The sequence below is a fragment of the Erwinia sp. S43 genome (assembly GCF_016624745.1).
Taxonomy (GTDB): Bacteria; Pseudomonadota; Gammaproteobacteria; order Enterobacterales; family Enterobacteriaceae; genus Erwinia; species Erwinia coffeiphila.
Genome location: NZ_JACVTX010000016.1, coordinates 80,213 through 102,409, shown reverse-complemented (window position 1 = coordinate 102,409; position 22,197 = coordinate 80,213). Strand labels below are relative to the sequence as shown.

Below are 22,197 nucleotides of genomic sequence, written 5' to 3'. Positions count from 1 at the left end.
TTGAAGGAATATACGATCGCTGATTTAAGGTTTCTTACCGTAAAACCACTTTTAGCGGTATAACGCATTCACAGACACCCGCACGAAGATCGTGGGCGGTTAAATCTTTTACAAAGTGCTGCAAACGGACAATCGTTTGGCAAACATATATCGTAGCCTTGCACGATGTATGAGTCGGAATCTGAGAATAAGTGAGCATCTATGTCTGAGAAAAAAACAGTACCGCTTTCGGTACTCGATCTTGCCCCTATTCCGCTTGGTGCTTCCCCGCGCGAGGCGTTTCACAATTCGCTCTCTCTGGCCAGGCAGTCCGAGAAGCTGGGCTATCACCGCTACTGGCTGGCTGAGCACCACAACATGACCGGTATTGCCAGCGCGGCGACCTCGGTGCTGATTGGCTATCTGGCGGCGAATACGCAAACCCTGCGGCTTGGCTCCGGCGGCGTGATGCTACCAAACCACTCCCCGCTGGTGATTGCCGAACAGTTCGGCACGCTGGAATCACTGTATCCGGGCCGTATTGACCTGGGACTTGGCCGCGCGCCGGGCTCCGATCAGCGCACGATGATGGCGCTACGCCGTCATATGGGCGGACATGTGGATAATTTCCCTGCCGATGTGGCTGAAATGATTAGCTGGTTCGATGCGGCCGGGAACGATGCACCGGCGGTACAGCCAGTGCCGGGACTGGGATTAAATATTCCGGTGTGGCTGCTGGGCTCCAGCCTTTACAGCGCACAGCTGGCGGCCCAGTTGGGTCTGCCGTTTGCATTCGCCTCACACTTTGCTCCGGATATGCTGATGCAGGCGCTGCATCTGTACCGCGAAAACTTTAAACCGTCGGCACGTCTGTCACAACCTTATGCCATGGTGTGTATCAATATCGTTGCCGCCGACAGCGAGCGCGATGCCCGGTTCCTGTTTACCTCAATGCAGCAGCAGTTCATTAACCTGCGCCGGGGTCAACCTGGTCCGCTGCCGCCGCCGGTGGAAAATATTGATAGTTTGTGGTCGTCTTCCGAGCAATACGGCGTGCAGCAGGCGCTGAGTATGTCGATCGTGGGTGATAAAGAGAAGGTACGTCAGGGGCTGGCAAACCTGATGCGTGAGACTCAGGCGGATGAAATTATGGTTAACGGGCAGATTTTCGATCCCGAGGCACGCCTCTACTCCTTTGAGTTGGCCATGCAGGTACGAAACTCTTTGTAATTTTTCACGAATTGCAGACATAAAAAAACCAGCCCGCAGGCTGGTTTTTTATTTGGCATCAGTAATTATGCATCACGACGACGGGCTGGTGCACTGCCGCCTTCTTCGCGACGTGGACCACGGTTGAAGCCGCCCGGGCGACGTTCACCGCTGCGCTCGTTGCTGAAGCGACGACCGCCTTCACCACCACGACCGCCTTCACGACGCTCGCCACCGCCGAAACCACCACGGCCTGGGCCGCCCGGACGACGCTCACCGCCGCGATCGCTGCGTGGCTGTGCATCGCCAATCAACTGCATATTCATTGGTTTGTTCAGAATACGCGTACGAGTAAAGTGCTGAAGCACTTCGCCCGGCATGCCTTTTGGCAGTTCGATAGTAGAGTGAGTACCGAACAGCTTGATGTTACCGATGTAACGGCTGCTGATATCGCCTTCGTTAGCGATCGCGCCAACGATATGACGAACTTCAACACCATCATCACGGCCAACTTCAATACGGTACACTTCCATATCACCAACATCACGACGCTCACGACGCGGACGGTCACCGTCGCGCTCACCGCGTGCTTCACGTGGACCACGCTCTGGACGGTCACCGCGACGATCGTCACGCTCACGGAATTCACGACGTGGGCGCTGTGGAGCATCAGCAGGAACGATCAGAGGACGTTCGCCCTGGGCCATTTTCAGCAGGGCTGCGGCCAGAGTTTCGATGTCCAGCTCTTCAGCAGGCTGCAGTTTAGCCAGCAGTGCGCGGTACTGATCCAGATCGCTGCTTTCCAGCTGCTGCTGTACTTTTGCTGCGAACTTAGCCAGACGACGTTCACCCAGCAGTTCTGCGTTAGGCAGATCCACTTCAGGGATGGTCAGCTTCATGGTGCGTTCGATGTTACGCAGCAGACGACGCTCGCGGTTCTCAACGAACAGCAGTGCGCGGCCAGCACGGCCAGCACGGCCGGTACGACCAATACGGTGGACGTAAGACTCGGCATCCATAGGGATGTCGTAGTTAACCACCAGGCTGATACGCTCAACGTCCAGGCCACGAGCCGCAACGTCGGTCGCAATCAGAATGTCTAGACGGCCATCTTTCAGACGCTCCAGAGTCTGCTCACGCAGAGCCTGGTTCATGTCACCGTTCAGCGCTGCACTGTTGTAACCGCTGCGCTCCAGCGCTTCAGCCACTTCCAGCGTTGCGTTTTTGGTACGCACGAAGATGATTGCAGCGTCGAAGTCTTCCGCCTCCAGGAAGCGAGTCAGTGCATCAGTTTTACGGCCATAGGCAGTCCAGTAGCTCTGGCTGATGTCAGGACGCGTAGTCAGGCTTGACTGAATGCGCACTTCCTGTGGATCTTTCATGAAACGCTTAGTGATACGGCGAATGGCTTCCGGCATGGTTGCAGAGAACAGCGCGGTCTGATGACCGTCCGGGATCTGCGCCATGATGGTTTCAACGTCTTCGATGAAGCCCATACGCAGCATTTCATCTGCTTCGTCCAGTACCAGACCACGCAGGTTAGACAGGTCCAGAGTGCCACGCTTCAGGTGGTCCAGCAGACGGCCTGGGGTACCAACAACAACCTGAGGTCCCTGGCGCAGAGCACGCAACTGCACGTCATAACGCTGGCCGCCGTACAGGGCCACAACGTTAAGACCACGCATGTGTTTAGAGAATTCGGTTACGGCTTCGGCAACCTGAACCGCCAGTTCGCGGGTCGGTGCCAGCACCAGAATCTGTGGTGCTTTAACAGTTGGGTCAATGTTGTTCAGCAGCGGCAGGGAGAATGCCGCAGTTTTACCACTCCCGGTCTGTGCCATACCCAGAACGTCACGGCCCGCCAGCAGGTGAGGAATACACTCAGCCTGGATTGGGGAAGGCTTCACGTAGCCCATACCGTTCAGTGCTTCAAGGATATCAGCGTTCAGGCCAAGGTCAGAAAAAGTGGTTTGAATATCAGTCATGTAGTACACGTGCCTCGTAGATTTCGGCGGCCAGTCTACATAACTCGTCGTGAAAATTTTCAGTCATTTTCATCAAAAAGTGTGAACCGGCTCAAATTAGTGGTTTCGACAAACAAAAATGCCCTCATCCGCGAAGATGATGACTTTTCAAAGTTCAGGCAATAAAAGTTCGTCAGCTATTGCTGGTCGGATTCTGATAAATCGTCTTGTGTCTGGCCGAGTAGCGCCAGCTCCAACAATGCATATCGGTGCTCAACGAAGTTATGAACGTTGTTAGCGACCGTCAGCTTGAACAACGCTTCTGCGTTGTCCTTCTCCCCCAGACTTAGGTAGTACTTACCTAAATAGAAGTTGGTTTCACTGAGATGTTCAGCGAGCGAAGTGTTATCCGTTGCGTCCGCCTGGAGGCGCTCCGTCAGCGTTTTTTCGCTGATGTCGCCCAGGTAGAACTCGACAATATTCCATCCCCATTGGTCCTTTACCGCTTTGTCGTAACGCTGCTTCAGCGATACTTTGGCCTGTTCTGCGTCGATCTCACGTTCAGTGAGATACAGCCACAGGCTGCGGAAGGGATCGTTAGGATCGTCTTGATAAAACGCCTGCAGATCATCTTGCGCTAATTTAAATCTTCCGCCGTAGTAAAGGGCGATACCGCGATTTAAGTGCGCATAATTGTAAGTTGGATCAAGCTCAAGTACAGAATCAAACGCTTCATAGGCAGCATCAAAGTTGCCTGCCTGCGTTAAATATATGCCTAAGTAGTTGAATACTTCGGGCATATCCGGTCTGATAGATAGCGCCTGAGAAAAGTCATTCCGCGCCAGTGCTCTCAAACCTAAACTATCATACAACACTCCGCGCTCATATAACAGCTGTGCGCGTTCATCATCGGTCAATGACCGACTGGCAAGAATTTGTTCCATGCGAGCAAGAATGACTTCCTGTTGCAGCGTAGGCTGCAGCGGAACTGCCAAAATTTCGTTCTCACGCCAATTGGTGTTGCTGCATCCTGCCAGCGTTAAAGCTGTCGCAACGAAACACCAGCGCAAAAATGGCTTCATTTCCCACTCCCACAAACAAACATTGGGATGATCATCCTGTCATCCGCCTGCCGCATACAGGGGTCCAACCCTGCGATGAAACAGCTCTCCGCCATACGACGGAGAGCTCAATGGTGGTGCTTTATTCTGCTTCTGGTGCCGCAGGAGCTGCAGCTTCAGGCTGAGCCTGTTCGCTGGCTTCTTTGATGCTCAGACGCACGCGACCCTGACGGTCAACTTCCAGTACCTTGACCGGTACTTCCTGACCCATCTGCAGATAGTCGGTCACTTTCTCAACGCGCTTGTCAGCGATCTGAGAAATGTGTACCAGACCTTCTTTACCGCCGCCGATAGCCACGAAGGCACCGAAGTCGACGATACGCGTCACTTTACCGTTGTAGATGCGACCAACTTCGATCTCTGCGGTGATTTCTTCAATACGACGAATTGCGAATTTCGCTTTTTCGCCGTCGGTTGCAGCAATCTTAACCGTACCATCATCTTCGATTTCGATGGTCGTACCGGTTTCTTCGGTCAGCGCACGGATAACAGAACCACCTTTACCGATCACGTCTTTGATCTTATCAACGCTGATCTTAATGGTGTGGATACGCGGTGCGAACTGAGAGATATCGCCGCGCGGGGTGCTGATAGCCTGTTCCATCACGCTCAGGATGTGCAGACGCGCACCTTTAGCCTGGTTCAGAGCAACCTGCATGATCTCGCGGGTGATGCCTTCGATTTTGATGTCCATCTGCAGCGCGGTGATACCTTCACGGCTACCGGCAACTTTGAAGTCCATATCGCCCAGGTGGTCTTCGTCACCCAGAATGTCAGACAGAACCACGAAGTTGTTTTCGTCTTTCACCAGGCCCATTGCGATACCCGCAACGGCGGCTTTGATAGGCACGCCTGCGTCCATCAGCGCCAGAGAAGCACCACAAACGGAAGCCATTGAAGAAGAGCCGTTTGATTCAGTGATCTCAGACACAACACGCACGGTGTACGGGAACGCATCGCCTTTAGGCATAACGGCCAGCACGCCACGTTTCGCCAGACGACCGTGACCAATCTCGCGACGCTTCGGTGAACCCACCATACCGGTTTCACCAACAGAGTACGGAGGGAAGTTGTAGTGGAACAGGAAGCTGTCGGTACGTTCGCCCATCAGCTCGTCCAGGTTCTGTGCATCACGTGCAGTACCCAGAGTCGCGGTAACCAGCGCCTGAGTTTCACCACGGGTGAACAGTGCGGAACCGTGGGTACGTGGCAGAACGCCGGTACGCACGTCCAGACCACGGATCATGTCTTTTTCACGGCCATCAATACGTGGCTCACCGCGCAGGATGCGGCTACGAACGACGTCTTTTTCCAGCGCGTGCAGGATGTCGCTGATTTCGCCAGCGTCCAGGCTCTCGTCTTCAGCCAGCAGCGCAGCAGTCGCTTCAGATTTGATCACGTCAACCTGGGCATAACGCTCCTGTTTTTCGGTGATGCGGTAAGCATCGCTCAGACGCGCTTCAGCCAGGGCAGCAATACGTGCGTGTAACGCTTCGTTTACAGGCTCTGGCTGCCAGTCCCAGCGAGGTTTACCGGCTTCAGCAACCAGTTCATTGATGTTATTGATAACAACCTGCTGCTGATCGTGGCCAAATACGACCGCGCCCAGCATCTGGTCTTCGCTCAGCAGCTCAGCTTCTGATTCAACCATCAGTACCGCGCCCTGAGTACCGGCAACAACCAGGTCCAGCTTGCTCTCTTTCAGCTCATCGCTGGTTGGGTTCAGCACGTACTGGTCGTTGAGGTAACCGACGCGAGCGGCACCGATAGGACCATTGAACGGCAGGCCAGACAGCGCCAGCGCCGCTGAAGCACCGATCATTGCGACGATGTCCGGGTTAACCTGTGGGTTAACGGAAACCACGGTAGCAATAACCTGCACTTCGTTAACGAAGCCTTCAGGGAACAGAGGACGAATCGGGCGGTCAATCAGGCGAGAAATCAGAGTTTCGCCTTCGCTTGGACGGCCTTCACGACGGAAGAAGCTACCCGGGATACGACCAGCAGCGTAAGTACGCTCCTGATAGTTTACTGTCAGCGGGAAGAAGTCCTGGCCTGGTTTGGATTTTTTCTGGCCGACAACGGTAACGAACACAGCGGTGTCGTCCATGCTTACCATTACGGCAGCCGTTGCCTGGCGAGCCATCATACCGGTCTCAATGGTGACGGTATGCTGACCATACTGGAATTTTTTTACGATCGGGTTCAGCAAAATTAGTTCCTTAAACATCTGGGCAGGGTTTAATCCCACCGTGGATTACTAATCTTCACTTTGCATCCTCGCGACTAATGACAACCCTAATCCCCAATGGGATAAAGCCTCTCATTAGCCGCGCGAACCTCTGCAACTGAAGATCACACTCAGCAACAATACAATAGTTTGCCCGGAATTGCTGCCGATTGCTTGAAAAAAGGGGCCATAAAGGCCCCTTTCCAGCGAAACTCGTTCCAGGCTGTACGTTTGCCATTTTGTTATCAGATCGCTCTGAAAACGGGCAGAACAGCCTTAAGACTTAGCGACGCAGACCCAGACGCTCGATCAGGCTGGTGTAACGAGAAACGTCTTTACGCTTCAGGTAGTCCAGCAGTTTACGACGCTGAGAAACCATACGCAGCAGACCGCGACGGCTGTGGTGGTCTTTCTTGTGTTCAGAGAAGTGACCCTGCAGATGGTTAATCTGCGCAGTCAGCAGAGCAACCTGCACTTCAGTAGAACCGCTGTCGTTAGTACCACGACCGAAATCAGCAACGATCTGCGCTTTAGTTTCAACACTTAGAGACATGAGACAACTCCAAATTATAAGGTAAATGTACAGGCGCCGATCTCTAATTCAGCAACCCAGTGTAAAGCCGCGCCATTCTACTCCGCGCAATGCGCAAGCGCAAATTTACCCGTTATCTTTTCGTCAGCAGAAGCAAGGTCTGCCGACCGAACGAAACAGAGTAAATTAGTCGAAATGTTCCACAACCAGACGGCGTGGAGCCACTCGCCCATCATCGGCAATTTCGGCCATGCCGATGAATTTGTGTTCGTCGCCTTCGGTCACGCGCACCAGACCTGCACTTGGTGCACCTGCTACCCGAACCGGCATACCCTGTTTAAACCAGGCGGCCACTTCACTCAGCAGATTCACCACCGGGTATTCTGCTGCCGGGCTGTCCATCGGCATCAGTAAAGCATCAAGCAGAACCGCAGGCGGCTGTTCGCTTCGATGCGCTTCTTCCGCCAGTGCATTCAGCTGTTCCAGCGTCACCATTTTAGCAATCGGATAAGTGGCGACCTGTAAACGACGCAGATAGGTAACGTGCGCGCCACAGCCCAGTTTCTCGCCAAGATCGTCAATAATGGTACGAATATAGGTGCCTTTGGAAACGTGAATTTCCAACTCCAGCTCATTCCCCTCATGGCGAATGAACAGCAGCTCGTAGACATTGATGCTGCGAGACTCACGAGGAACTTCTATCCCCTCGCGGGCATATTCATACAGCTTACGGCCCTGATACTTAAGCGCAGAATACATCGACGGGATTTGCTGCGTTTCACCGCGAAAGCTTTCCATCGCTTCCATCAGCGCTTCCGCAGTAAAGGTTACCGGGCGCTCACTGACTACCACACCATCTGCATCTGACGTGTCGGTACGCTGTCCCAGCCGCGCAATCACACGATAACGCTTGTCTGAATCCAGCAGGTACTGAGAAAACTTGGTGGCTTCCCCAAGGCAGATAGGCAACATGCCCGTCGCCAAAGGGTCCAGCGCGCCGGTATGGCCCGCTCGATTAGCATTGTAGAGGCGTTTCACTTTTTGCAGAGCATCGTTAGAGGATAAGCCCTGCGGCTTATCCAGCAACAGCACCCCGTGGATATCGCGACCGCGACGGCGAGGACGGCTCATTAATCTTCTTTACCTTCTTCCTGCTCATCTTCTGTCGGACCACGGCGCTCAACGTCTTTTTTCACTACGTTGGTCACCAGGTTAGACATGCGCATCCCTTCAACAAGAGAGTTGTCATAGAAGAAGGTCAGCTCCGGCACAATGCGCAGACGCATTGCTTTACCCAGTAACGTACGGATGTAACCCGATGCATCACCCAGTGCACGCAGGCCGGCTTTAATTGCCGCTTCGTCTTTGTCGTTGAGGAACGTGACGAACACTTTCGCGTAGGCCAGATCGCGGGACACATCAACGCCAGAAACGGTGACCATCATACCCAGACGCGGATCTTTAATCTCGCGCTGCAGAATGATAGCGATCTCTTTTTGCAGCTCCTGAGAAACGCGCTGCGGGCGACCAAATTCTTTCGCCATAATTTATCTCTCCAAATAATTTGGGAGGCCAGAAGCCTCCCAAATAATATCCTGCAATCTTCACATCGCCGCTGCGTTAACTGCCCTGCTGCAACGCGAAATCTACCGGATATCTGCCAGTCGATTAATCGATGGTACGCTGAATTTCGATAATTTCGAATACTTCGATCATATCGCCAACGCGAACATCGTTGTAGTTCTTCACGCCGATACCACATTCCATGCCGTTACGAACTTCGTTAACGTCATCTTTGAAGCGGCGCAGGGATTCCAGCTCGCCTTCATAGATAACCACGTTGTCACGCAGTACACGGATTGGGTTGTGACGCTTGATGTTACCTTCGGTGACCATACAGCCCGCGATAGCACCAAATTTCGGTGATTTGAACACGTCACGCACCGCTGCAAGACCAATGATCTGCTGCTTGTATTCTGGTGCCAGCATGCCGCTCATCGCTGCTTTCACTTCGTCGATCAGATTATAGATCACGGAGTAGTAACGCAGATCCAGGCTTTCAGAATCAATCACGCGGCGAGCAGAGGCATCGGCACGGACGTTGAAGCCAACCAGGATAGCGTTAGATGCGGCAGCCAGGGTGGCGTCGGTTTCGGTGATACCACCTACGCCGGAACCAACGATTTTCACTTTCACTTCATCGGTAGAAAGTTTCATCAGTGAGTCAGCAATGGCTTCTACAGAACCCTGTACGTCGGCTTTCAGTACGATGTTCAGTTCAGATACTTCGCCTTCGGTCATGTTCGCAAACATGTTTTCCAGCTTAGATTTCTGCTGACGTGCCAGTTTAACTTCACGGAATTTGCCCTGACGATACAGCGCAACTTCACGCGCTTTCTTCTCGTCACGAACAACCGTTGCTTCATCACCCGCAGCAGGAACACCGGACAGACCGAGGATCTCAACAGGGATAGATGGGCCAGCGGTCAGAACTTCACGACCCAGCTCATCACGCATCGCACGAACACGACCGTACTCGAAACCGCACAGTACGATATCGCCTTTGTTCAGCGTACCTTCACGCACCAGCACGGTAGCAACCGGACCACGACCTTTATCCAGGAAGGATTCGATAACCACACCGCTCGCCATACCCTGACGCACGGCGGTCAGTTCGAGAACTTCAGCCTGCAGCAGGATAGCGTTCAACAGGTCGTCAATACCGGTACCGGCTTTCGCAGATACGTTGACGAACATGTTTTCACCGCCCCACTCTTCCGGAATAATTCCGTACTGAGTCAGCTCGTTCTTAACGCGATCCGGATCGGCTTCTGGCTTATCGCACTTGTTCACCGCAACAACAACCGGCACTTTCGCCGCTTTGGCGTGCTGGATTGCTTCGATAGTCTGTGGCATCACGCCATCATCAGCAGCAACAACCAGGATAACGATATCGGTAGCCTGAGCACCACGAGCACGCATTGCGGTAAACGCGGCGTGGCCCGGGGTATCAAGGAAGGTCACCATACCGTTGTCAGTTTCAACGTGGTATGCACCGATGTGCTGGGTAATGCCGCCCGCTTCGCCAGAGGCGACTTTCGTGGAGCGGATATAGTCCAGCAGTGAGGTTTTACCGTGGTCAACGTGGCCCATGATGGTCACGACCGGCGCACGGGATTCCAGCACGGCATCGGTGTCACGGTCGCTCATTACCGCTTCTTCCAGCTCGTTTTCGCGGCGCAGTGTCACTTTGTGACCCATTTCTTCCGCAACCAGTTGGGCAGTTTCCTGGTCGATGACCTGGTTGATGGTCGCCATAGCACCCATCTTCATCATCACTTTGATGACCTGGGAGCCTTTCACTGCCATCTTGTTAGCCAGTTCCGCTACGGTAATGGTTTCACCAATCACCACATCACGGTTTACTACCTGAGCTGGCTTATTAAAGCCCTGCTGCAGCGAGCTTGGCTTACGCTTGCCACCTTTGCCGCCGCGAACCTGCGCACGCGCTTCTTCACGGTCGGTTTTGGCTTCAGCGTGTTTGTTGCCCTTTTTACGAACCGGGGCTTTAGCTGGACGTGCTGCCGCACGAGTACGACGGTCACCTTCAACCTGTGCATCGCTCTCGTCTTCTGCAGCACGCGCGTGAGTGGATGTGGTGACGTGGTAGTCAGAGGTGTCTTCTTCCTCTTTGACTGATGCCCACTCTTCACCCTTTTCTTCCGCCATTTTACGCGCTTCTTCAGCTACACGCTTCGCATCTTCTTCGATCTTGCGACGCGCTTCTTCCTCGGCTTTACGCTTCAGTTCAGCTGATTCAGCTTCACGGCGGGCTTTGTCGGACTGTGAAGCCCGGGTCATTTCATCGGTATGTTGATTGCTCACTTTATCTCTTTCCGCTGCTTCACGTTTGGCTTTATCAGCTGCCTCACGCTTGGCCTGCTCCTCGGCTTCACGCTTCGCTTTCTCTTGAGCTTCGCGCTGGGCTTTTTCTTCAGCCTCGCGACGAGCCAGTTCTTCCGCTTCACGCTGTGCCTGCGCTTCTGCTTCAGCCTGTTCAGCTTCAGCCGGATCGCCTTTTACATAGGTGCGTTTTTTGCGGACTTCAATTTGCACCGATTTACTTTTACCCCCGGTGCCTGGGATATTCAATGTGCTGCGTGTTTTACGCTGCAGAGTTAGCTTACCAGATCCACCGCCATGTTCGCGATTCAGATGGGTAAGTAAAGTTTCTTTTTCTTGCTGGGTAACAGAGTCTGTTTCAGACTTTTGGATCCCTGCATCAGCAAATTGCTGTACCAGGCGTTCAACCGGTGTCTGAATCTCTGCTGCCAGTGATTTTACGGTTACATCTGTCGTCATACTGTTCCTTCCTGCTACAGTTTATTACGCGTCGTCGCCGAACCAGCAAATATTACGTGCAGCCATAATCAGCTCACCGGCCCGCTCATCGGTCAGGCCATCAATATCTGACAGGTCGTCAACACCCTGCTCGGCAAGATCTTCCAGCGTACGAACGCCTTTCGCGGCTAGCTTGAAGGCCAGCTCACGTTCCAGACCTTCCAGGCCCAGTAAATCTTCCGCAGGTTGGGCATCGCCCAGGCTCTCTTCTTTCGCCAAAGCCAGGGTGGTTAACGCGTTTTTAGCTCGGTCGCGCAACGCTTCTACTGTCTCTTCATCCAGGCCGTCGATCTCCAACAGCTCGTTGATCGGCACATAAGCCAGCTCTTCCAGAGAAGAGAAGCCTTCTTCTACCAGTACGGTAGCGAAGTCTTCATCGATATCGAGGTGTTTAGTAAAGACGTCAATGGCAGCATGCGCTTCGGCCTGATGCTTAGCTTGCAGGTCGTCGACCGTCATCACGTTCAGCTCCCAGCCACTCAGCTGTGAAGCCAGACGCACGTTCTGGCCATTACGGCCAATTGCCTGAGCCAGGTTTCCGGCTTCAACGGCAATATCCATGGTGTGATTATCTTCATCAACCACGATAGAAGCGACATCCGCTGGAGCCATCGCGTTGATCACGAACTGCGCCGGATTATCATCCCACAGTACGATATCAATACGTTCGCCACCCAGCTCGCTGGATACCGCCTGAACACGCGCACCGCGCATACCAACGCAGGCACCGACCGGGTCGATGCGCTTATCGTTAGTTTTCACAGCGATTTTGGCACGGGAGCCTGGATCGCGCGCAGCGGCTTTAATTTCAAGAACTTCTTCAGCAATTTCCGGCACTTCAATACGGAACAATTCAATCAGCATTTCCGGCTTGGAACGGCTGACGAACAGTTGCGCACCGCGGGCTTCTGGACGCACGGCATACAGAACACCACGAATGCGGTCACCCGGACGGAAGTTTTCACGCGGCAGCATATCTTCACGAATGATGACGGCTTCGGCATTGGTGTTAGAACCATCGGTAGGCCGAACTTCCAGGGAGATGTTGTCGCGGTTAACTTTCTTAACTACACCGGTGATGATCTCGCCTTCCTGCTCGCGGAACTGATCCACGACCATTGCTCGTTCTGCTTCACGGACTTTCTGAACGATAACCTGCTTGGCGGTCTGAGTGGTGATACGGTCAAAGGTCACGGATTCGATCTGATCTTCAACGAAATCACCGAGATCCAGCGATTCATCTTCGTAACGTGCTGCTTCCAGCGTGATTTCACGGGTCGGCTGCGTCACTTCGTTAACGATCAGCCAACGACGGAAAGTGTCGAAATCGCCGCTTTTACGATCGATGGTGACGCGAACGTCAATTTCCTGCTCGTATTTTTTCTTGGTGGCTGTAGCCAGCGCGCTCTCCAGCGCTTCGAAAATCTTCTCGCGCGGGAGGGATTTCTCATTAGAGACCGCTTCTACAACAGCTAAGATTTCTTTGTTCATCCTGGTATGCCTCAATCCGGACTTTTAAAAGTGGGGAACCAGGTTCGCCTTCTGGATGTTGCTCAGTGCGAACACTTCGTCGTTACCCTCAACGGCAACGGTAATCATTTCACCTTCGACAGATTTAATGATGCCCTGCCATTTGCGGCGGTTCTGTACCGCCATACGCAGAACCAGGCTGACTTCTTCACCAGTAAAACGTACGTAATGATCTGCGGTAAACATTGGACGGTCAAGACCAGGTGAAGAGACTTCAAGGTTGTATGGCACGGTAATCGGATCTTCAACGTCCATCACCGCGCTAACCTGGTGGCTCACATCAGCGCAATCATCAACATTGATGCCATCTTCACTATCAATATAGATGCGCAGGGTGGATGTGCGACCGCGTACAAACTCAATACCTACCAGTTCGTAGCCAAGCGCTTCTACCGGTGCTGAAATCAGCTCTGTTAATTTTTGCTCTAATGTGGACAATCCCACCCCCAAGACATAAAAAAAGGGCCTATAGCCCAGTGTTACTGTTTCCTGATAACAAAAAACCCCGAAAATTCGGGGCTTTATGCGACTGGACCCTGTATACCGCAATAGATGCGGCTCGGCACAATCCAAAAGAATTTTTTTCAAAATTCGCTGTAAACGCGCCGTTCTGTGCATACAGTATATTTGAAAAAGAACTCTAAGGGAAAGTGGTTGCGGGGGCCGGATTTGAACCGACGACCTTCGGGTTATGAGCCCGACGAGCTACCAGGCTGCTCCACCCCGCGTCCGAATACTACGCAAAACTTGCACAAATTGCAAGCAAAACTGAGATTTGGTACCGAGGACGGGACTTGAACCCGTAAGCCCATGCGGGCACTACCACCTCAAGGTAGCGTGTCTACCAATTCCACCACCACGGCACTAAAGTTGCGATTTTTTTATTTCTATCGCGTCGAAATGTAACTCAGGTCTTACTGCGGGATATCACTGCCCGGCGCTGCCGGTTTAGCTGGCGCAGTCTGCTGAGACTGTGCTGGCTGAGTCAGATTTTCCCACTCGCTTCCTTTCTGGGTTTTGTTGCTATTAAGGTTACCCAGGATCAAGCTGATAATGAAGAACAGGGTTGCCAGCACTGCAGTCATACGGGTCATGAAGTTACCTGAACCGTTAGAACCAAACAGTGTACCAGAAGCGCCTGCACCAAATGATGCTCCCATATCAGCGCCTTTACCTTGCTGCAGCATGATCAGACCAACAAGGCCGATTGCCACAATAAGGAAAACTACTAAAAGAGCTTCGTACATAATCAACCTTCTTCCTTGCACGTTAGATGTGCATTAAAAGCTTCAAACCAGTTAAATCGATAGTGAACCACTACCCATCAGAAGCGGGTGTGAATACTAACCAAAGGCGCTCTTCCGTGCAAGGGCAATTTTACAACATCACACTGATTGCAGAAAAAAGCGGCAAAAGACCAATTTATGGAGAAAAAACACGCTATTCATCAATGATTTTTCACAAAAAAACGACCAGACAAAAAACAAAAAGAACGCCGTTTTGTACGATAGAACAAGACCTGAAACAGGGGCCGAAGTGAATGTCCGGCCCCGCTCCGGATTATACGGCTTTCACCGCATCGGCAATACGGTGGGCAAGTGCGGTAACCTGAGCTTCGTCCTCACCTTCCACCATTACACGGATCAACGGTTCGGTGCCGGATTTACGCAGCAGCACACGACCACGCCCTTTCAGCTCAGCTTCCACTTCACTGGTTACCGCTTTAACCTGTGCATCTTCCAGCGGATCGTTTTCGCCACTGAAGCGCACGTTAACCAGAATCTGTGGCAGCAGCTTCATTCCACTACACAGATCGTGCAAAGTCATATGATTGCGGACCATCGCAGTTAGTACTTGCAAACCTGCAACCACACCGTCGCCGGTGGTCGTCTTATCAAGCAGGATTACGTGGCCTGAATTCTCAGCGCCAAGACGCCAGCCTTTTTCCTTCAGCTTTTCCAGTACGTATCGGTCACCCACTTTCGCCCGGGCAAACGGGATACCAAGCTGTTTAAGCGCCAGCTCCAGGCCCATATTGCTCATCAGCGTACCGACAACACCACCGCGCAGTTGCCCCTGGCGTAAGCCCTCACGGGCGATGATATAGAGGATCTGATCGCCATCAACCTTCTGCCCAAGATGATCAACCATCATGATACGGTCGCCATCACCGTCGTAGGCCAGTCCCAGATCGGCTTTCTCAGCCAGTACACGCTCCTGTAACAGGCGCAGATCGGTTGCACCGCACTCTTTATTAATGTTCATCCCGTCAGGCTGCACGCCAATCGAGATGACGTCTGCACCCAGTTCACGCAGCACATTAGGCGCAATGTGATACGTCGCGCCGTTCGCGCAATCCACCACGATTTTTAATCCGTTAAGGCTTAACTCGCTCGGGAAGGTTCCTTTGCAAAACTCGATGTAGCGCCCGGCGGCATCAACAATACGGCTGGCGCGTCCCAGTTCGATAGATTCAACGCAGGTAATCGGCTTTTCCATCTCGGCTTCAATCGCCTCTTCCACTTCATCCGGCAGCTTGGTGCCCTCGGTGGAAAAGAACTTAATGCCGTTATCATCGAACGGATTATGAGAGGCAGAGATAACAATACCCGCTTCGGCACGGAATGCGCGTGTCAGGTAGGCCACCGCAGGCGTAGGCATTGGCCCGGTAAACGCGGCTGACAATCCGGCTGCGGCCAGACCCGCTTCCAGCGCAGATTCCAGCATATAGCCAGAGATACGCGTATCTTTCCCGATGATAATTTTCTTCGAACCGTGGCGTGCCAGCACCTTTCCGGCAGCCCAGCCAAGTTTCAGCACAAAATCAGGAGTGATGGGATATTCACCCACTTTGCCACGAATGCCATCGGTACCAAAATACTTGCGGTTGCTCATAACGTTATTCTTCCTTCGCTGACTGTGTCGCTTCGACGACGCGCATCGCCTCTACGGTTTCTTTTACATCGTGTACGCGCAAAATATGAGCCCCCTGCATAGCAGCAATCACCGCACAGGCGATGCTGCCGGTTAAACGCTGCCCGGGACCCACGTTCAGCAGCTGGCCAATCATACTTTTACGTGACATGCCGACTAATAGCGGCAGGCCAAAGTGATGATAGTCGGCCAGGTGCGCCAGAAGTTGATAATTATGGGAAAGATTCTTACCGAAACCAAAACCCGGGTCGAGCAGCAGCTGTGATTTTTTTATCCCTGCCGCTTCGCATCGGGCAATATGCTGAACGAAAAAGTCATCAACATCGCGCAGAATGTTCTGATAGTGCGGTGACTGCTGCATGGTTTTCGGTTCGCCCTGCATATGCATCAGGCATACCGGCAGCCCGGTTTCAGCGGCGGCTTCAAGCGCTCCCGGTTCCTGTAGTGAACGAATATCATTGATAATGTGCGCGCCCGCGCGGGCAGATTCGCGGATGACCTCGGGTTTAGAGGTATCCACCGATATCCACACCTCAAAACGCTGTGCAATCGCCTCTACCACAGGAATAACGCGCTCCAGCTCCTCTTCCACGCTGACGTCTTTGGCGCCGGGACGGGTCGACTCTCCGCCGACATCAATAATCGTGGCACCGGCGTTAATCATCTCGTTAGCGTGGGTCAGAGCATGGATCAGTTCGTTATGCTTTCCGCCATCTGAAAACGAATCGGGAGTGACGTTCAGGATACCCATCACATGCGGATGTGAGAGGTCGAGTACGGTATCTCTGGCGTACAGCTTCATAACAAACAGTCTCCAATAGTAGATATAAAAAAACCCCGACCATAGCCGGGGTTTGCATTATAACAGCATATTGACTGCAATCTGGCGGACTCCATCAGGTTTCCGCCACACCGCTATCACACGATTTTATCTGAACCTGGCATGTCGTCGTTCGGGCGAGATGCCTGAGGCGCTGCTGTTTTCTCAATATTAACTGGCCCTTCCCAACCCGCTGGCGGACGAACCTCACGACGCGCCATCAGATCGCTGATCTGAGGTGCATCAATGGTTTCATACTTCATCAGCGCATCTTTCATCGCATGAAGAATGTCCATATTTTCGTCCAGAATGCGGCGAGCACGAGCATAGTTGGTATCAATCAGTTTTTTCACTTCCTGATCGATGATACGTGCCGTTTCATCGGACATATGCTTAGCCTTAGCCACTGAACGGCCGAGGAATACTTCACCTTCCTCTTCAGCATAAAGCAATGGGCCCAGCTTTTCTGAGAAGCCCCACTGAGTAACCATGTTACGCGCAACGCTGGTCGCCATTTTGATATCAGACGACGCGCCGGTGGAAACGTAGTCCGGCCCGTAGATAATCTCTTCCGCCAGACGTCCACCGTAGGCCACGGAAATTCGGCTTTCCAGCTTCTGACGATTGGCACTGATCTCGTCCCCTTCCGGCAGGAAGAAGGCTACGCCCAGCGCTCTGCCACGAGGAATGATGGTGACTTTGTGCACCGGGTCATAACCAGGAACCAGCGTACCCACAATGGCGTGACCTGCTTCATGGTAAGCGGTTGATTCTTTCTGCGCTTCAGTCATTACCATGGAGCGACGTTCTGCACCCATCATGATTTTGTCTTTCGCTTTTTCGAATTCAACCATCGACACCACACGCTTGTTACCGCGGGCAGCAAACAGCGCCGCTTCGTTAACAAGGTTAGCCAGATCTGCACCGGAGAAACCAGGGGTGCCACGGGCAATGATTGCCGCATCGATATCTGGTGCCAACGGTACACGGCGCATGTGCACTTTCATGATCTGCTCACGACCACGAACATCCGGTAAACCGACGACAACCTGACGGTCGAAGCGACCCGGACGCAGCAGTGCAGGGTCAAGCACATCTGGACGGTTAGTAGCGGCAATAACAATGATGCCTTCGTTACCTTCAAAACCATCCATCTCAACCAGCATCTGGTTCAGCGTCTGTTCACGCTCATCGTGACCACCGCCCAGACCTGCACCACGCTGACGACCTACCGCATCGATTTCATCGATGAAGATAATGCACGGCGCGGCTTTCTTAGCTTGTTCAAACATATCGCGCACGCGGGATGCACCCACACCAACGAACATTTCAACAAAGTCAGAGCCAGAGATGGTGAAGAAAGGCACTTTAGCTTCGCCTGCAATCGCTTTCGCCAGCAGGGTTTTACCGGTACCCGGAGGACCGACCATCAGTACGCCTTTCGGAATTTTACCGCCCAGCTTCTGGAAACGGCTAGGCTCGCGCAGGTATTCAACCAGCTCGCCCACTTCCTCTTTCGCTTCGTCGCAGCCTGCAACGTCAGCAAAGGTGGTTTTAATCTGATCTTCTGTCAGCATGCGGGCTTTGCTTTTGCCGAAGGACATCGCGCCCTTGCCGCCGCCGCCCTGCATCTGCCGCATAAAGAAGATCCAGACACCAATCAGTAACAGCATTGGGAACCATGAGATAAAGATCGAAGCCAACAGGCTTGGTTCTTCCGGTGGTTCACCGACTACTTTCACATTTTTAGTCAACAGGTTATCGAGTAACTTGGGATCGTTGACGGGAATGTAGGTCGTGTAGCGATTACTATCTTTTTTGGTTACGTTAATTTCACGCCCGTTAATACGTGCCTCGCGGACCTGATCCTGGTTCACTTCAGACAGGAAGGTTGAGTAATCAACCCTACGGCCATTCGACTCGCTGGGCCCAAAGCTCTGGAATACAGACATCAGCACGACTGCGATGACTAACCAGAGAATTAGGTTTTTCGCCATGTCACTCAAGGGATTAACCTCTTATTACAACTGTGTTAACAGACAGCGTAGGGTACTACATATCCTTCACACTTGGAATCGCTGCAAAACTGCGGCGGCGGATCCGGCGATGATGGTTACAGTTTGCGCCCTGTCGCTACAATGTACACTTCACGCGAACGAGAACGTGAAGCGTCCGGCTTACGAATTTTTACTTTCGTAAACAGGGAGCGAATTTCCCGCAGGTATTCTTCAAAACCATCTCCCTGAAACACCTTTACTAAAAAGCTACCACCGGGCGCCAATACGTCACGGCACATATCCAGGGCAAGCTCACATAAATACATCGACCGGGGAATATCCACTGCAGGTGTACCCGTCATGTTGGGTGCCATATCCGACATCACAACCTGAACTTTAGTCTCACCCACACGTTCCAGCAGGGTTTTCAGTACGCTTTCGTCACGAAAATCGCCCTGAAGGAAGTCGACCCCAACAATCGGATCCATTGGCAGAATATCACAGGCAATAACACGACCTTTTGACCCAATCTGCGTTACCACATACTGTGACCAACCACCCGGAGCCGCACCGAGATCAACCACGGTCATACCGGGTTTGAAAAGTTTGTCACCCTGCTGTATTTCATCCAGTTTAAACCAGGCGCGCGAACGCAACCCTTTTTTCTGCGCCTGAAGCACATATTTATCGCTAAAGTGTTCCTGTAGCCAGCGGCTGGAACTGGCCGAACGCTTTTTACCAGTCATACAATTTCCAACTATGATTCATTGTTCGCGATAAATAACCGCACAAATCAGCGAAGCCGATTTGGTGATACACTCGAGATGGCGGTAGAATGACCCGTTTTCAATCCCAATGTAAGTAAAAAATACGATGAATCTGAGTACCAAACAAAAACAGCACCTGAAAGGTCTGGCCCATCCGCTGAAGCCAGTAGTCATGCTGGGCAACAACGGCTTGACCGAGGGAGTGCTGGCCGAGATCGAACATGCACTGGAGCACCATGAACTCATCAAGGTGAAAATCGCCACGGAAGACCGTGAGACGAAAACCCTGGTGGTTGAAGCTATCGTGCGCGAAACCGGTGCAGTTAATGTGCAGGTAATCGGCAAGACGCTGGTGCTGTACCGTCCAACGAAGGAACGCAAGATCTCCATTCCGCGCTGAGGGGGGGGCTGGTCAGCTGACCGGCCTTTCCGAACAAACTCAGGTCAGGAGAAAGTGCCACGCTCCTCATTCCGATAAAAGGCCGCAGTGCGGCCTTTTTCTTATCTTTACAAAACCCTCATCCATAATGAGGATAGTCAATATCAGAGATACTGGACGTTTAACACTTCATATTCCACGTCGCCGCCCGGCGTTTTGATGATAGCAACATCATCAATTACCTTACCTACCAGGCCACGCGCCATCGGTGAATTGATCGAGATAAGATTTTGCTTAAAGTTAGCTTCGTCATCACCCACAATACGATAGGTAGACTCTTCATCACTATCCACATTTAACACGGTAACGGTGGCACCAAAAATCACCCGGCCGTTAGCGTTGCCAGCCATTTTTGTGACATCAATCACCTGGGCATTAGAAAGCTTTGATTCAATTTCCTGGATACGGCCCTCGCAGAATCCCTGCTCTTCGCGAGCAGCATGATATTCCGCATTTTCCTTCAGGTCACCGTGCTCCCGCGCTTCAGCAATTGAGGCAATAATCCTGGGGCGTTTTACCGTTTTGAGCTCTTCCAGCTCTTCGCGCAGTTTCTCTGCGCCTTTTAACGTCATCGGAATCTGATTCATCTCAATACCTCTTAAAATCTTTCCTGTTCAAAGTGTCGTCGTCCTGACGGATGGTATGCAGAAAAAGGCGTTCTGCGCCGCTTTCTACTGATTTAAAACAAAAGAAACCTGACCCGGAGTAAACTCCAGGTCAGGATCTATTTTTCAATTTGATACGTATTTTACCCCAGAGTTCCCTGGGGGTCATCGTTTACTTTCCACCGCAATGCACCGTAGTATGACAGCATCACCTGTCAGTTACCGCGAGATTATGCGATTTTCACGAATTGTTACCGGCCTTAGCTGCGCTTTTATGCTGCAGGCACAGGCAGCCCCCGTCGAAGACTACACCCAGTACCTTCCCGACGGCGCAAACCTGGCGCTCGTAGTGCAAAAAATTGGGGCGACAACGCCCTCTATTGATTATCACAGCCAGCAGATGGCGCTGCCTGCCAGCACAATGAAGGTGATTACAGCGCTGGCCGCTATGTTACAACTGGGCCCTGATTACCGCTTCAACACTCAGTTGGAAAGCAAGGGTAGCATTAGCGGCAATACGCTGCGCGGCGATTTGGTTGCCCGTTTCGGTGGTGACCCAACGTTAACGCGCCAGGATCTCCGTAATATGGTCACGAACCTGAAAAAACAGGGTGTAGAACACATTGCCGGCAATCTGGTGATTGATACCTCGGTTTTTGCCAGCCACGATAAAGCCCCCGGCTGGCCGTGGAACGATATGACCCAGTGCTTCAGTGCACCGCCGGGTGCTGCAATCGTAGACCGTAACTGCTTCTCGGTTTCACTCTACAGCGCTCCGACCCCGGGGGAAAAAGCCTTTATTCGCGTGGCCTCCTGGTATCCAGTCAATATGTTCAGCGAAGTCAGAACGCTGGCCAGAGGATCGGCAGACGCGCAGTATTGTGAACTGGATGTCGTTCCGGGTGAACTGAATCGCTTTACGCTAACCGGCTGCCTTACCCAGCGTTCTGAGCCATTGCCGCTGGCTTTCGCTATCCAGGATGGCGCCAGCTATGCCGGAGCGATCCTGAAATCTGAACTGCAAAACGCGGGTATTGATTACAGTGGCCATCTGATACGCCAGACTCAGGTCACCCAACCTGGAACCGTTCTGGCACAAACTCAGTCGGCGCCGCTTCGCGACCTGCTGAAAATTATGCTGAAAAAGTCAGATAACATGATTGCGGATACCGTATTCCGTACGATTGGTCATGAACGCTTTAACGTACCGGGTACCTGGCGCGCTGGCTCGGATGCAGTGCGCCAAATCCTGCGTCAGAAAGCCAATATCGATCTGGGCAATAGTATTCAGGTAGACGGCTCCGGGCTATCCCGCCACGATCTGATTTCTCCTGCTACCATGATGCAGGTACTGCAATATATCGCACAGAACGATCAGCAGCTCAATATCATCTCGATGCTGCCGCTGGCCGGTTATGATGGCACGCTGCGCTATCGCGGCGGGCTGCATGAAGCGGGCGTTGACGGCAAAGTCTCCGCCAAAACCGGTTCATTGCAGGGTGTGTATAACCTGGCCGGATTTATGACCACCGCCAGCGGGCAACGGGTGGCCTTTGTACAGTTCCTCTCCGGTTATGCCGTGCCGCCGGAAGATCAACGCCAGCGCCGCATCCCGTTGGTTCGCTTTGAAAGTCGTCTGTATAAGGACGTTTACCGGAATAATTAATCA

At 52.6% G+C, this 22,197-nt stretch carries 20 protein-coding genes and 2 tRNA genes; 4 read left to right on the top strand and 18 right to left on the bottom strand.

Annotation, left to right across the window (positions count from 1 at the left end; all coding sequences use genetic code 11):
- Positions 1-201: 201 nt before the first annotated feature.
- Positions 202-1,209, top strand: a complete 1,008-nt coding sequence (locus IBT47_RS18015; protein ID WP_200561939.1) for a luciferase-like monooxygenase — start codon at positions 202-204, stop codon at positions 1,207-1,209.
- 65 nt (positions 1,210-1,274) lie between these two features.
- Here the strand turns inward: IBT47_RS18015 and IBT47_RS18010 are convergent, their stop codons facing one another.
- The 13 genes from IBT47_RS18010 to secG form a co-directional block, all read right to left on the bottom strand.
- Positions 1,275-3,173: a DEAD/DEAH family ATP-dependent RNA helicase gene (locus IBT47_RS18010; protein WP_200561937.1), complete on the bottom strand. Its 1,899-nt coding sequence runs from the start codon at positions 3,171-3,173 to the stop codon at positions 1,275-1,277.
- Positions 3,166-3,240, bottom strand: a complete 75-nt coding sequence (yrbN, locus tag IBT47_RS27365; RefSeq protein WP_370348261.1) for a protein YrbN — start codon at positions 3,238-3,240, stop codon at positions 3,166-3,168. Before yrbN ends, IBT47_RS18010 begins: the two co-directional genes overlap by 8 nt.
- Positions 3,241-3,349: 109 nt before the next feature.
- On the bottom strand, positions 3,350-4,234 hold the full coding sequence (gene nlpI / locus IBT47_RS18000; RefSeq protein WP_105592956.1) for a lipoprotein NlpI: 885 nt from the start codon (positions 4,232-4,234) through the stop codon (positions 3,350-3,352).
- A 121-nt stretch (positions 4,235-4,355) separates the two neighbouring features.
- Positions 4,356-6,485 (bottom strand): polyribonucleotide nucleotidyltransferase, encoded by a 2,130-nt coding sequence (gene pnp / locus IBT47_RS17995; RefSeq protein WP_200561935.1) that lies wholly within the window; start codon positions 6,483-6,485, stop codon positions 4,356-4,358.
- Positions 6,486-6,786: 301 nt separating this feature from the next.
- The gene (rpsO, locus tag IBT47_RS17990) at positions 6,787-7,056 is read right to left on the bottom strand and encodes a 30S ribosomal protein S15 (protein ID WP_105592954.1); all 270 of its coding nucleotides are present in this window, start codon (positions 7,054-7,056) and stop codon (positions 6,787-6,789) included.
- Positions 7,057-7,221: 165 nt separating this feature from the next.
- Positions 7,222-8,166 carry a tRNA pseudouridine(55) synthase TruB gene (gene truB / locus IBT47_RS17985; RefSeq protein WP_200561933.1) on the bottom strand — a complete coding sequence of 315 codons (945 nt, stop codon included), beginning with the start codon at positions 8,164-8,166 and terminating at the stop codon, positions 7,222-7,224.
- Complete coding sequence (gene rbfA / locus IBT47_RS17980; RefSeq protein ID WP_200546561.1) at positions 8,166-8,579, bottom strand: 30S ribosome-binding factor RbfA; 414 nt, start codon at positions 8,577-8,579, stop codon at positions 8,166-8,168. The genes truB and rbfA overlap by 1 nt, the downstream gene beginning before the upstream one ends.
- A 124-nt stretch (positions 8,580-8,703) precedes the next feature.
- On the bottom strand, positions 8,704-11,397 hold the full coding sequence (infB, locus tag IBT47_RS17975; protein WP_105592951.1) for a translation initiation factor IF-2: 2,694 nt from the start codon (positions 11,395-11,397) through the stop codon (positions 8,704-8,706).
- 24 nt (positions 11,398-11,421) lie between these two features.
- Positions 11,422-12,927, bottom strand: a complete 1,506-nt coding sequence (nusA, locus tag IBT47_RS17970; RefSeq protein ID WP_105592950.1) for a transcription termination factor NusA — start codon at positions 12,925-12,927, stop codon at positions 11,422-11,424.
- Positions 12,928-12,951: 24 nt separating this feature from the next.
- Positions 12,952-13,404, bottom strand: coding sequence for a ribosome maturation factor RimP (rimP, locus tag IBT47_RS17965; protein ID WP_146114134.1), 453 nt, complete (start codon positions 13,402-13,404; stop codon positions 12,952-12,954).
- A 213-nt stretch (positions 13,405-13,617) separates the two neighbouring features.
- Positions 13,618-13,694: transfer RNA gene (locus IBT47_RS17960), tRNA-Met, on the bottom strand.
- Between the two features lie 48 nt (positions 13,695-13,742).
- Positions 13,743-13,829, bottom strand: a tRNA-Leu gene (locus IBT47_RS17955).
- A gap of 51 nt (positions 13,830-13,880) precedes the next feature.
- Entirely contained in the window at positions 13,881-14,213 is a 333-nt protein-coding gene (secG, locus tag IBT47_RS17950; protein WP_105592949.1) for a preprotein translocase subunit SecG, read from the bottom strand.
- An 89-nt stretch (positions 14,214-14,302) separates the two neighbouring features.
- Between secG and IBT47_RS17945 the strand changes: the two genes are divergently transcribed.
- Positions 14,303-14,506 (top strand): hypothetical protein, encoded by a 204-nt coding sequence (locus IBT47_RS17945; RefSeq protein ID WP_200546558.1) that lies wholly within the window; start codon positions 14,303-14,305, stop codon positions 14,504-14,506.
- 20 nt (positions 14,507-14,526) lie between these two features.
- On the opposite strand, the gene glmM is transcribed toward IBT47_RS17945, so the two are convergent.
- From glmM to rlmE, 4 genes are all read right to left on the bottom strand, one after another.
- Positions 14,527-15,861 (bottom strand): phosphoglucosamine mutase, encoded by a 1,335-nt coding sequence (gene glmM / locus IBT47_RS17940; RefSeq protein WP_105592947.1) that lies wholly within the window; start codon positions 15,859-15,861, stop codon positions 14,527-14,529.
- A gap of 4 nt (positions 15,862-15,865) precedes the next feature.
- Positions 15,866-16,702, bottom strand: coding sequence for a dihydropteroate synthase (folP, locus tag IBT47_RS17935; protein ID WP_200561931.1), 837 nt, complete (start codon positions 16,700-16,702; stop codon positions 15,866-15,868).
- Between the two features lie 116 nt (positions 16,703-16,818).
- Positions 16,819-18,717 carry an ATP-dependent zinc metalloprotease FtsH gene (gene ftsH, locus IBT47_RS17930; RefSeq protein ID WP_105592945.1) on the bottom strand — a complete coding sequence of 633 codons (1,899 nt, stop codon included), beginning with the start codon at positions 18,715-18,717 and terminating at the stop codon, positions 16,819-16,821.
- Positions 18,718-18,833: 116 nt separating this feature from the next.
- Entirely contained in the window at positions 18,834-19,463 is a 630-nt protein-coding gene (gene rlmE / locus IBT47_RS17925; RefSeq protein ID WP_105592943.1) for a 23S rRNA (uridine(2552)-2'-O)-methyltransferase RlmE, read from the bottom strand.
- 127 nt (positions 19,464-19,590) lie between these two features.
- Here rlmE and yhbY point away from each other — a divergent pair, with 127 nt between their 5' ends.
- Positions 19,591-19,884: a ribosome assembly RNA-binding protein YhbY gene (yhbY, locus tag IBT47_RS17920; RefSeq protein WP_105592942.1), complete on the top strand. Its 294-nt coding sequence runs from the start codon at positions 19,591-19,593 to the stop codon at positions 19,882-19,884.
- Positions 19,885-20,027: 143 nt separating this feature from the next.
- On the opposite strand, the gene greA is transcribed toward yhbY, so the two are convergent.
- Complete coding sequence (gene greA / locus IBT47_RS17915) at positions 20,028-20,510, bottom strand: transcription elongation factor GreA (protein ID WP_200561929.1); 483 nt, start codon at positions 20,508-20,510, stop codon at positions 20,028-20,030.
- 250 nt (positions 20,511-20,760) lie between these two features.
- Here greA and dacB point away from each other — a divergent pair, with 250 nt between their 5' ends.
- Positions 20,761-22,194: a serine-type D-Ala-D-Ala carboxypeptidase gene (dacB, locus tag IBT47_RS17910; RefSeq protein ID WP_105592940.1), complete on the top strand. Its 1,434-nt coding sequence runs from the start codon at positions 20,761-20,763 to the stop codon at positions 22,192-22,194.
- The last annotated feature ends 3 nt before the right edge of the window (positions 22,195-22,197 follow it).

Bases quoted from the DNA above. Each gene is read 5' to 3' on its own strand.
- IBT47_RS18015 (WP_200561939.1), top strand. From the start codon at position 202: ATGTCTGAGAAAAAAACAGTACCGCTTTCGGTACTCGATCTTGCCCCT.
- IBT47_RS18010 (WP_200561937.1), bottom strand. From the start codon at position 3,173: ATGACTGATATTCAAACCACTTTTTCTGACCTTGGCCTGAACGCTGAT.
- nlpI (WP_105592956.1), bottom strand. From the start codon at position 4,234: ATGAAGCCATTTTTGCGCTGGTGTTTCGTTGCGACAGCTTTAACGCTG.
- rpsO (WP_105592954.1), bottom strand. From the start codon at position 7,056: ATGTCTCTAAGTGTTGAAACTAAAGCGCAGATCGTTGCTGATTTCGGT.
- truB (WP_200561933.1), bottom strand. From the start codon at position 8,166: ATGAGCCGTCCTCGCCGTCGCGGTCGCGATATCCACGGGGTGCTGTTG.
- rbfA (WP_200546561.1), bottom strand. From the start codon at position 8,579: ATGGCGAAAGAATTTGGTCGCCCGCAGCGCGTTTCTCAGGAGCTGCAA.
- infB (WP_105592951.1), bottom strand. From the start codon at position 11,397: ATGACGACAGATGTAACCGTAAAATCACTGGCAGCAGAGATTCAGACA.
- nusA (WP_105592950.1), bottom strand. From the start codon at position 12,927: ATGAACAAAGAAATCTTAGCTGTTGTAGAAGCGGTCTCTAATGAGAAA.
- secG (WP_105592949.1), bottom strand. From the start codon at position 14,213: ATGTACGAAGCTCTTTTAGTAGTTTTCCTTATTGTGGCAATCGGCCTT.
- glmM (WP_105592947.1), bottom strand. From the start codon at position 15,861: ATGAGCAACCGCAAGTATTTTGGTACCGATGGCATTCGTGGCAAAGTG.
- folP (WP_200561931.1), bottom strand. From the start codon at position 16,702: ATGAAGCTGTACGCCAGAGATACCGTACTCGACCTCTCACATCCGCAT.
- ftsH (WP_105592945.1), bottom strand. From the start codon at position 18,717: ATGGCGAAAAACCTAATTCTCTGGTTAGTCATCGCAGTCGTGCTGATG.
- rlmE (WP_105592943.1), bottom strand. From the start codon at position 19,463: ATGACTGGTAAAAAGCGTTCGGCCAGTTCCAGCCGCTGGCTACAGGAA.
- yhbY (WP_105592942.1), top strand. From the start codon at position 19,591: ATGAATCTGAGTACCAAACAAAAACAGCACCTGAAAGGTCTGGCCCAT.
- greA (WP_200561929.1), bottom strand. From the start codon at position 20,510: ATGAATCAGATTCCGATGACGTTAAAAGGCGCAGAGAAACTGCGCGAA.
- dacB (WP_105592940.1), top strand. From the start codon at position 20,761: ATGCGATTTTCACGAATTGTTACCGGCCTTAGCTGCGCTTTTATGCTG.